This is a genomic window from Pseudomonas sp. FG86, assembly GCF_057808775.1.
In genome coordinates, this window is sequence record NZ_JBMDIS010000176.1 from 1 (window position 1) to 2,947 (window position 2,947).

Here is a 2,947-nt window from a genome sequence, read left to right on the forward strand (position 1 = left end):
GGACTCAAGCACGGCGGGCATAGAAGGCGTCCAACATTTCGGGGTCAGATCAAAATACGCGGACACCATCGCCCTTAATGCTGGAGTTCGGAAGGTGACTTGGCTGGACGCTTACCCAAGATCGCAGATTGCAGGTCATTATTCACGGGACGACCATTACGCAGTAAAGCCGGTGCACCCTCAGCCCATGCTATGCAGTCAGGACCACTAGGCGTGACGGGGGCGTAAACCACGCCCAGCACTGGCGTTGCGTTATGCAGCAATCCGATAGAAATGGCAGAGCCCGGCCGACGATTGAGGAAGTCGCCTGTTCCATCATTGGGGTCAACAACCCAACTAAATGGGTGGCCTGATAGCTCGCAGCCCGTTTCTTCTCCGACAAAATCGCAATTAAGGATGTGCTTCAGTCGCTGTCGCAGAAGTACCTCGATTTCAACATCGACGTCTGCCTTAAAGCCACTGCCCCTTGGGCCGTCTGGTCTATTAAGCTCTGACTCAATAAGTAGGCCTGCTTCGTAAGCAAGCTGCATGACGGGTTCAAGAAGATCGCTCAGCCGCAGTCCTGTCATCAGCTCTTTTCCCAGTAGTTACCCTTGCTGACCAAGCCAAAATCCTCAGAGGAAAATGGCTGCTCATCATCGAACATGCCATTGACCATACACTCCCGACGCAATCCACTCAGCACCCTGAAAAAGCAGGGCTCGCAGAGATGCACCCGATAGTGCTTTCCGTCATGCTGTGATCCATATCCCCATTGGGCTTCAAGCTTGCCGTATTGAAGGCCATAGCCAGGGATACGAGTTCCAGAGCGGCACACGTCGCAGATCACATCCTCAACGACATCGACCAATGCCTGCGACCTAACCTCCATACGCACCTCACGATTACGTTCCACGCGGCACCGGCCGGTTATGGATTCATGCACACCGGCATCATTCGAGCAGCCTCGACTGGCTGAGCATCAGAAACAAGCCAGTAGCTGCTGCCGGTAATGCTGGGAAAAGCTGACCTGGTAAGCGGGCTCATTTGCAAAGCCACCCAGCGAAATGATGTTCGTAGCCTGCGACCCAATACCAGGTTCTGCGCCACCTAACCCAGCATCGCCGATACCCTTGACATGGCCCGAAGCACCCATCGGTTCAGGCCTTGAGTCTGGATTAAATCCAGGCATCTGCACATCTCTCAAAACGGCCAGGTCATCCGGCAAGTCATCTGCAATTCGCTCCGCAAAGCCCTGAAGCTTCGGTTCTGCCAGCATGAATAGCCAAGCCTGGTCATCCGATTCACCTGTGCGTCGCAGTACCCGTCCCAGCACTTGCCGGTAATGCAGTTCGGTGCGGATACGGCTGAGATAGCAGCACACTTGCAGGCGTGGAATGTCGGTGCCTTCGCTGATCATTCCTACGGCGACAATCCAGCGGCAGGTGTTGCTGCGGAATGCATTGATCACTTGCTGCGCATCCGGGGTTTTGTTGGTCACGATACGGCACTCTTCACCCATTGTTTCCAGAGCCTGGGCTATTTGCTGAGCGTGTTCGATGTCGGTAGCCACCACCAAGCCGGCGGCATCAGGCTTGATCTGGCGTAGCTCGTTGAGCTTGCTGTAGCCAAGGTCGAGGATTGGATTGATCACGTCGTCATGGCGCAGCAGTTCCTCATAGGTGACAGGTGACTCCCCCAAAAGCTTGGCGATGCTGGGAAACAGCCTGACGGAGCTATCCGCGCCAAGTTCTTCAGTGAGTTTCACCTTCTGATTATCGAGCAACACAATGCGAGGGGATCGGCACACGCCGTCGGCAATGGCGTCTTTCAAGCCATAGCGGTAATCGCAGATCAAATGCCCTTCGGGCGACGAATAGCGAGCCAAGGCAATGGCCTTGTCGTCCGAACGCCAGGGCGTGCCAGACAGGGCCAACGTGAAGACAGCGCGATCCTGTATCCGGTGCAGTATCTGCTGCCCCCAGGCATTGCTGAGGAGCGGATCGTGGCCGGCGCAATGGTGGATTTCATCGAAGACCACAAGCACCCGGTAGTCATCAAGAAGCTGCCAGAATCCCTCATCACGGTATTCCATGGCCTGATAGGTATAGGCCGCCCCCACGGCACCCATCTGGCCATCGAGACGTCTGCCTAGCACTTCCGAAAAAGTCGAACGAAAACCCTCCACGACCTGGCAGGACGGCGCAAAGCACAGCACCAGGTCAATTCTGTCCTGCTGAAGCAGTCGGCTGGTCAGCTCCGCGGCCATGCGCGTCTTCCCGGCTCCCGGCGTTGCCTGGCAGAAGAAGTGCTGCGTGACGGTAAGGTGCTCCAACGCCTTGGTGATGCAGCTGTTCTGCCAGCTGCGTAGCGATCTGCTCATCGTGGCGCTGCGAGCGTTTTGAGGGTCTTTTCTATGGCGCGTAAATGGCCCAGAAGGCGAGAACTGCGATCCCTGGCCTCCAGGTAATCGCCTTCAACCTTGTCGCGCAAATGCGGCATCTCGTCCAGAAGCAGCTTGAATCGCTCTGCCTCGCCCATTGAAGTGAGAAAGTCCAAGCGGATTTCCTTGTGGAGCGCCTCCAACTGCAAATCCGTATTGGCCGGCAAAGCCTCCACGTCGCGTACCGCCGTGTCTGGTTCGGGCACTCCGGCAGCCATAAGGCTGCTCTCAAAACCGTTGTCGATCAGTTCCAGTTGTAGGTGTGCCGGAATCGGCTGCAGGTGGTAGACCTGTCCTCGGACACGACGGTCCTCGTCCAGTGCAACCCAGCCCGCGCGCACTAGTCGACGGATCTGCTCATACACATAGCGTCGCACATCGGCGATACGGAAATGTGTGCCATTCAGGCGAGCAGCATAGGCATCGCGCAGTTCACGGGTCGTAAAGGTTGTACGCCCTGGCTCCTGAAGCGTAAGCGCTCCATAAACCCCACCTTCAAATGACCCAAGTACGACCTGATGCTGT

The 2,947-nt window shown here is 56.5% G+C and carries 4 protein-coding genes; all 4 read right to left on the bottom strand.

Annotated features, from left to right (window positions below):
• Nucleotides 1-74 precede the first annotated feature (74 nt).
• Nucleotides 75-569 carry an inositol monophosphatase family protein gene (locus ACODSV_RS36110; protein ID WP_017340928.1) on the bottom strand — a complete coding sequence of 165 codons (495 nt, stop codon included), beginning with the start codon at nt 567-569 and terminating at the stop codon, nt 75-77.
• Nucleotides 569-871, bottom strand: a complete 303-nt coding sequence (locus tag ACODSV_RS36115; RefSeq protein WP_003298444.1) for a hypothetical protein — start codon at nt 869-871, stop codon at nt 569-571. Before ACODSV_RS36115 ends, ACODSV_RS36110 begins: the two co-directional genes overlap by 1 nt.
• 90 nt (nt 872-961) lie before the next feature.
• Nucleotides 962-2,362: a DEAD/DEAH box helicase gene (locus ACODSV_RS36120; protein WP_003127305.1), complete on the bottom strand. Its 1,401-nt coding sequence runs from the start codon at nt 2,360-2,362 to the stop codon at nt 962-964.
• The coding region (locus tag ACODSV_RS36125) for a hypothetical protein (protein WP_489047504.1) at nt 2,359-2,947 on the bottom strand (589 nt) is incomplete at its 5' end. The genes ACODSV_RS36120 and ACODSV_RS36125, both read right to left, overlap by 4 nt.